Source organism: Frankia sp. CcCS3, assembly GCF_977927575.1.
In genome coordinates, this window is record NZ_CDWRCL010000211.1 from 1 (window position 1) to 7,257 (window position 7,257).

The 7,257-nt window shown below is 69.1% G+C and carries 5 protein-coding genes and 2 pseudogenes; 4 read left to right on the forward strand and 3 right to left on the reverse strand.

Features of this window, described 5'->3' with window-relative positions:
- The 3 genes and pseudogenes from AC08OQ_RS15925 to AC08OQ_RS15935 all read right to left on the reverse strand — a co-directional run.
- On the reverse strand, positions 1-465 hold a 465-nt coding region (locus AC08OQ_RS15925), incomplete at its 3' end, for an epoxide hydrolase N-terminal domain-containing protein (RefSeq protein ID WP_476612154.1).
- A gap of 520 nt (positions 466-985) precedes the next feature.
- On the reverse strand, positions 986-1,168 hold the full coding sequence (locus AC08OQ_RS15930) for a hypothetical protein (protein ID WP_476601604.1): 183 nt from the start codon (positions 1,166-1,168) through the stop codon (positions 986-988).
- A 76-nt stretch (positions 1,169-1,244) separates the two neighbouring features.
- Positions 1,245-1,832 (reverse strand): annotated as a pseudogene (locus AC08OQ_RS15935) (isocitrate lyase/PEP mutase family protein); the annotation flags it as partial.
- A gap of 335 nt (positions 1,833-2,167) precedes the next feature.
- Between AC08OQ_RS15935 and AC08OQ_RS15940 the strand changes: the two are divergent.
- From AC08OQ_RS15940 to AC08OQ_RS15955, 4 genes and pseudogenes are all read left to right on the forward strand, one after another.
- Positions 2,168-2,584, forward strand: coding sequence for a hypothetical protein (locus tag AC08OQ_RS15940; protein ID WP_476601601.1), 417 nt, complete (start codon positions 2,168-2,170; stop codon positions 2,582-2,584).
- 413 nt (positions 2,585-2,997) lie between these two features.
- Entirely contained in the window at positions 2,998-5,226 is a 2,229-nt protein-coding gene (locus AC08OQ_RS15945) for an NADP-dependent isocitrate dehydrogenase (RefSeq protein WP_476601600.1), read from the forward strand.
- 254 nt (positions 5,227-5,480) lie between these two features.
- Positions 5,481-6,419, forward strand: a complete 939-nt coding sequence (locus AC08OQ_RS15950) for a MurR/RpiR family transcriptional regulator (protein WP_476601599.1) — start codon at positions 5,481-5,483, stop codon at positions 6,417-6,419.
- 654 nt (positions 6,420-7,073) lie between these two features.
- Positions 7,074-7,257 (forward strand): annotated as a pseudogene (locus AC08OQ_RS15955) (hypothetical protein); the annotation flags it as partial.

Sequence of the window (7,257 nt, forward strand, 5' to 3'; positions counted from 1 at the left end):
CCCGAAGCCGGGAAACGAGGGGATGATCACGTCGAATGCTTCGGTGGGATCGCCGCCGTACGCGCCGGGGTCGGCCAGCGGATCGATGACCCTGGACCAGTGCCAGAACGTCCAGGGCCAGCCATGGGTGAGGATCAGGGGGATCGGATCGGGGCCGACTCCGGCCTTGCGCATGAAGTGCACCGGCACGCCTTCGACCTCGACCTGGTAGTGCTCGTAGGCGTTGATGGCGGCTTCGGACTTGCGCCAGTCGTAGCCGGTGCGCCAGTAGTCGACAAGTTCTTGCAGGTAGGCACGGTTCACGCCGTAATACCAGTCCTCGTTGCCCGCGTCGAGCGGCCAGCGAGTCAACTCCAGGCGCCGCTGGAGGTCGGCGAGCACGTCGTCGGGCACGTGAATCGGCGTCGGCTCCAGTGGGAACGGCCGGGTCTCGGCGGCGTACGACGGCGTGGTTTCGTGGCTCATTGTCGTCTCCTTGTTGTCGTCTCGTCATCGTCGTCTTCGCATCGTCGTCTTCCTACCGCCGGTCGACGTATCCGGTGAGCCGGTCGACGTAGCGGGTGAGTCCGGCTCGGCCGGAACGACATCGCCGCGGGGGGATCGGGCGCGCGTGACCCGGGTAGGAGACGGCTATGTGGACATGGCTACGAGGGATGGCGGCGCGCCGCCGGGCCCGTTCCCGTTCCCGTTCCCGATCCGGGTCCGGGTCCGGGTCCGTGGACAGTTCGGCCTGGAACCCGTCCGGCTGGTGGTGGTGTCTCGACCACGGACGCGCGGAGAACCCGCCGGATGCGCCCGGTCATCGGCGCCTGGGTCCCTACGGCAGTGCCTCGGACGCCGAGAACTGGCGGCAGGGGTTGGACAGGCGCAACGAGGACTGGGACGAAGCGGACCGTCGATGGGCCGGGGACCGCTGACGGTGGTGCTGCCGGCACGGTCGTCGGCGGACCCGTACGGCGGTGAAGAGCAGCCGCCTCCGCCCGCGCTACCGCACCTCCGAGGACATCATCTGATTGGCCTGCGCATAGGGTGTCGCCTCGGCGGCGCCTGAGAACGTACCTTCTTCGTAGATTTCCCGGGCCGCGTGCAGCACGGCCGCGAGAGCGATACGCGGCAGGAGGGAGCCGAAACTGATGCGGCGGGCACCGAGCAGGCCCAGTTCGGTCACCGACGGGAACGGGGGGCGGGCCCACCAGGACGTTCACCGGGCCTTGGACCCGCTTGCAGACCTCGCGGATGGAGTCCGGGCCCAGTAGGCCCGGGGCGTAAAGCACATCGGCGCCGGCCGCCGCGTACGCTTGAAGGCGGCGTATCGTATCTTCGAGATCGGGGTGGCCGTAGAGAAAGTTTTCGGCGCGTGCCGTGATGACGAAGGGGAAGGGCAGGCTTCGCGCGGCGGCGACCGCGTGGCCGACTCGTGTGACGGCGTCGTCCAAGGCCAGGATCGGCGCCTGCGGTATTCCGGTGGCGTCCTCGATGGACCCCCCGACGGCTCCAGCCTCGGCGGCCAGCAGAACGGTCTCCTCGACGTCCCTGGGCGTCTGCGCGAAGCAGCTCTCGAGGTCGGCGGAGACCGGTAGCGGGGTTGCGGCGGCGATCGCACGGACGTTGGCAAGAGTCAGCGTGCGGTCGATCAGGTTCGCGCCGTCGGCCACACCGTGGCTGAGGGCCAGCCCGGCACTTGTGGTTCCGATGGCGACAAAGCCGGCTTGCGTTAGCAGGCGCGCGCTTCCGGCGTCCCAGGCATTTGCCATGACAAACGGGCTGTCCTGCTCGTGTAGCTCACGGAATATCACCGCTTTGCGATGTTGCGCGGTCGTGTCGTCGTCCATCACATCAACTTTCCTGGGGCCGGTTGGGGCACCGGCGTGGACAGATGAGTTCTACGCGCTGGTCGACGGCCGGTGAGGCGTCGCGGGTGTCGTCATCTTCGCAGGTGTCGCCTGCGGGTTTCGGTGCAACGCCGACATCAACGCCGCCCAGGATATTGCCGCAGGACGTGCGGTGAACGCACGGGGAGGCATGGCACCGGCCGTGCCGGTGAACCGCGGACCTCACCACCACGCACCCCTTTGGTGGGTGTGTAGGAGTTGGGATGCCCACCTTTCAGGGCGGGGAGGACGTCAGTCGCCAGCCCAGGACGCCCGCGGTGAGGGACGGTGGTCCTATGACCGACGACGACGATGACTGGGCCCCGCCGCCCGTGCCCCACGGCGACGGAGACCCGATAGCAGCCGCGGGCGAGGCGCTCACCGAAGCGGAGACCGCCCTGCGGGCCTACGCCTGGATCCCGGACGCGGACGAAATCGACGCTGCCGCCGCCATCCTCCACCAGCTGGATTCCGGGCACCATCGCCCCGATGCTCCGGTCCGGTACCTCGTCCACCGGGCGCTGGACGAGACGTACCCGCAGCTGATCGCCTGGCGGCCCCGACCGCTGTACTTGTACGCGGCGGTGAAAACCGTGCAGCTTCTCGCCGCGGCACCGCCCACCGAGGAGCGTGACGATGCCACCCTCGTCGCCTGGGACCGCCTGACCGTCCTGCTCCGCGTCGTGTCCGCCACCGCGGGTGGCAGTACCTAGCATCTGCTCGACACTTTCCCAACACTTTCCCAACACCTGCCCGGCGCCGTCCCACCCGCACCCGGTTGCCGGCGGCTGATCCGGATGTGGCGGCCGCGGTCGCCGAGGAAATAAGCTACATCGGCCCCCACCGCGGCGAGTCCGGAGGAGATGGTCGCGTTGCGTTTGGAGAGGTTGGCCCCGAGGTTGGCTCCATGGCCGGCGAGCCGGGCCGTCCGGGACCGGCCGGCGACCGCGTGCCCGGGTTGTCCGGAGCGTCACCGAGCCCCGCGCGCGGGGAGACCCGATATAACGATCATGCTGGTCGGTGGGGTGCCGCTGCCGACAGCCCCGGCCCGGCGAGGACCCCGGTGGAGCGGGCGTTCAGGGCATACCTTGATACCCAGATGAAACAGACGCGAAGCGGAGTATCGGTGACTGACTCGACCATCATCTATACACACACTGACGAGGCTCCGGCCCTGGCGACGTACTCGTTCCTGCCCGTGGTCCAGGCGTACGCCGCGACGGCCGGGGTCAGTGTCGACAGCCGCGACATCTCCCTGGCGGGGCGGATCATCGCCAGTTTCCCCGAGGATCTCGAGGAGGCCCAGCGCGTCGAGGACGCGCTCGCCGAGCTCGGTGAGCTGGCCAGGACGCCCGAGGCGAACATCATCAAGCTGCCGAACATCTCGGCTTCGATTCCGCAGCTGAAGGCGGCGATCGTCGAGCTGCAGCAGCAGGGCTACGCGCTGCCGGACTACCCGGACGACCCGAAGACCGACGAGGAGCGGGAGATCCGCGCCCGTTACGACAAGGTGAAGGGCAGCGCCGTCAACCCGGTGCTGCGCGAGGGCAACTCCGACCGCCGCGCCCCGGCCTCGGTGAAGAACTACGCCCGGACCCACCCGCACCGGATGGGCGCGTGGGCACCCGACTCGAAGACGAACGTCGCCACGATGAGCGCCGACGACTTCCGCTCCACCGAGAAGTCCACGATCATCGCCGAGGCCGGCACGCTGCGCATCGAGCTCGCGGGTGACGACGGCAGCACCACCGTCCTGCTCCCGTCCCTGCCGGTGCTGGTGGGCGAGGTCGTGGACGCGGCCGTCCTGCGGGTGGCCGCGCTGCGCGAGTTCCTCACCGCGCAGATCGCCCGGGCCAAGGCCGAGGGCGTGCTGTTCTCGGTGCACCTGAAGGCCACGATGATGAAGGTCTCCGACCCGATCGTCTTCGGCCACGTGGTACGGGCCTTCTTCCCGAAGACGTTCGTCACCCACGGCGCGACGCTCGCCGCGGCCGGTCTGTCCCCGAACGACGGGCTCGGCGGCATCCTCAAGGGCCTGGAATCGCTGCCCGAGGGCGAGGAGATCAAGGCCTCCTTCGCCGCGGAGCTCGCCGAGGGCCCCGCCCTGGCGATGGTCGACTCCGACCGCGGCATCACCAACCTGCACGTGCCCAGCGACGTCATCGTCGACGCCTCCATGCCGGCCATGATCCGTACCTCCGGCCACATGTGGGGCCCGGACGGCCGGGAGGCGGACACCCTGGCGGTCCTGCCCGACTCGAGCTACGCCGGCATCTACCAGGTCGTCATCGACGACTGCCGGGCGCACGGCGCCTACGACCCCGCGACGATGGGCTCGGTGGCCAACGTCGGCCTGATGGCGCAGAAGGCCGAGGAGTACGGCAGTCACGACAAGACCTTCGAGATCCCTACCACGGGCACGGTGCGGATCGTCGACCAGGCCGGCACCGTGGTGCTGGAGCAGGCGGTCGCCGCCGGCGACATCTTCCGCGCCTGCCAGGCCAAGGACGCGCCGATCCGGGACTGGGTGAAGCTCGCCGTCACGCGCGTCCGCGCCACCGGTGACCCGGCGGTGTTCTGGCTCGACGAGAACCGCGCCCACGACGCGAGGCTGATCGAGAAGGTCCGGGCGTACCTGCCCGAGCACGACACCTCCGGGCTGCGGATCGAGATCAAGGCTCCGGTCGACGCGATCGCGTTCTCGCTGGAGCGGATCCGCCGCGGCGAGGACACGATCTCGGTCACCGGCAACGTGCTGCGTGACTATCTGACCGACCTGTTCCCGATCCTGGAGCTCGGCACGAGTGCCAAGATGCTCTCGGTCGTCCCGCTCATGAACGGCGGCGGCCTGTTCGAGACCGGCGCCGGCGGCTCCGCGCCCAAGCACGTCCAGCAGCTGCTCAAGGAGAACTACCTGCGCTGGGACAGCCTGGGCGAGTTCCTGGCGCTCGCGGCCAGCTTCGAGCAGTTCGCGCGGACGACGGGCAACGCGCGTGCCCAGGTGCTCGCCGACACCCTCGACCGCGCGACCGCCACCTTCCTCAACGAGGACAAGTCGCCCAGCCGCCGGCTGGGGGGCCTCGACAACCGCGGCAGCCACTTCTACCTGGCGCTCTACTGGGCGCAGGAGCTGGCCGCGCAGACCGGCGACCCCCGTCTCGCGGAGGCGTTCGCCGGTCTCGCCAAGACGCTCGCCGACGAGGAGAAGGCGATCGTCGACGAACTGATCGCGGTCCAGGGCTCGCCGGCCGACATCGGGGGGTACTACCAGCCCGACCCCGTCAAGGCCGCGGCCGTCATGCGTCCGTCGAAGAGCTTCAACGAGGCCATCGCCAGCCTCACCAGCCTCGGCTGACGAGACCCGAGCGAGGGTCCCACGCCAACGAGGGGGATCCCACGCGATGACGCGATAACGCGATGAGGGGAAGGGCCCCGGAGCCCGGGGCCGGACCCCGGTGCCGGGGCCGGTCCGCCGCCAGGCCGCGACCGCATCGTGACTCCGTGTAGTGCAATGGCCTCCGCCTGTCGCGGAGGAACTTTGCTCCAGTGATGAACCGACATATGGATTGTTATTCCGTCATTGACATGTCCGTCCCCTGAGGTTCATGGGTGGCGCCTAGCGTCAGCCGGGTGGTTGAGCGATTTTCCGGGCCGGTCGGCGATATTGAGCGGGGTCCCGGGCCGGTCGGTGACGGCGACGCGCTGGAGTTGATCAGATCCCGGTTGTCGGGCCTGTCGCCGGCGGAGCGGCGGGTCGCCGATGCGGTGCTGCCGGCGCCGCTGGAGGTCCTGGACATGTCGGTGACCCAGCTGGCCGAGATGTCCGGGAGCTCGGTCGGGTCGGTGATCCGGTTCTGTCAGACACTCGGCCTGCGCGGGTTCCAGGACCTGAAGCTGCGCCTGGCGCGGCAGGCGATCCCGGTCGAACGGCAACTGCTCGACGAGATCTCCGCGGACGACGGCTCACCCGAGGTGGTCCGCAAGGTGTTCTCGGGGATGGCCGGCGCGCTGAGCGTCGCGGCCCGCGCGGTGGACGCGGGCGCGCTGGACCGCGTCGTAGACCTGCTGATCAACGCGCGGCGGATTCTGTTCGTCGCGGTCGGGACGTCGGCCCCGCTGGCCGCCGACGTCGCCTACCGGCTGACGACGATCGGGCTGCCGGCCGTCTACCCGGCGGATGTGCACGTCCAGCACGTGTCGGCGCGGATGCTGGGCCCGGGGGACGTCTGTTTCGCGATCAGCCACACCGGGTCGACGACCGAGACGTTGGCGTCGATGCGTACCGCCGCGACCACCGGCGCGGCCACGGTGGCGCTGACCAGTTTCGCCAGTTCGCCGCTGACCGAGCTGACCGAGCTGACCGAGCTGACCGAGTCGGTGCTGGTCGCGGGCAGCCGGGAGACCGCCTATCGGATCGAAACCATGACCAGCCGGATCGTGCACCTGGTGGTCCTCGACGCGATCTTCGTTCTGATCGCGTTACGGCACCGGCAATCCCAGGACGCGCTGGCCGCGACCGGCGACGTTATCACCGAGCACCGCATCTGATCATGTCTAGGAGCGTCCGACCATGAACACCACTCTCGCCGCCAACCACCTGCCGCCCACGGCGACGCCGGCCAGCTCCACCGCACCCAGGTGATCTCCGTCTTCCCGGGCGAGACGACCCAGCCGCTGCACCGGGACGAGTTGGCCTGGGAAGCGGCCTCAAACGGTCAGCGCACCGCACGTGAATCACGTCACCGTGATACACATCATGCGGCCACCGACGAGGACGCCGAGCGCGCGGCGAGGCGCTGACCGAGACGGATCGCGAAGAAATCTCCCGTGGGCACGAAACCCCACGTGCACCGGGGCCGTGGCTTGTCGAGTCCTGCTGTTGTTCCGCCGGTGGGCTGCCTGCCTGCCTGTCTGGCCGGCCGTCCCGTGCGCCGGGAACAACTGTAGCCGTGGTGACAATGATTTCCCGCGGGACACCGAACACCCGGCCACGTCAGCTGAACCGCTACGCCACGAAGGTGGTGTTGGGTAATGTCGGGACGTCTGCCGGCGGGCACCAGCCGACGGTCGGCGGTAGCTGTCCCATAGTCCATATACAGCGAGGTCCGCCCACGCGCTCTCGCCCATTCGTCGAGCGGGCCGGAGCGTGAACGGATATTTCCCTGCGCTGCCTGTCTTGTTCTCCTCGGGGGTCCCTCGCCTATGCGCCGCCCAGTCCTGCCCTTGGGTATCGCCGCCGCCCTGCTGGTGGTAGCCGCCGGCACCGGCGGTTGCTCGTCCGGAAAGGCGTCCGCGGGCTCCTGTGACACTCCTGGAGTGACGGAGGATCAGATCAGGCTCGGTGTGCTTTACCGGGTCTTCGAAGTTAACCGGGGTGGGCGTGAAA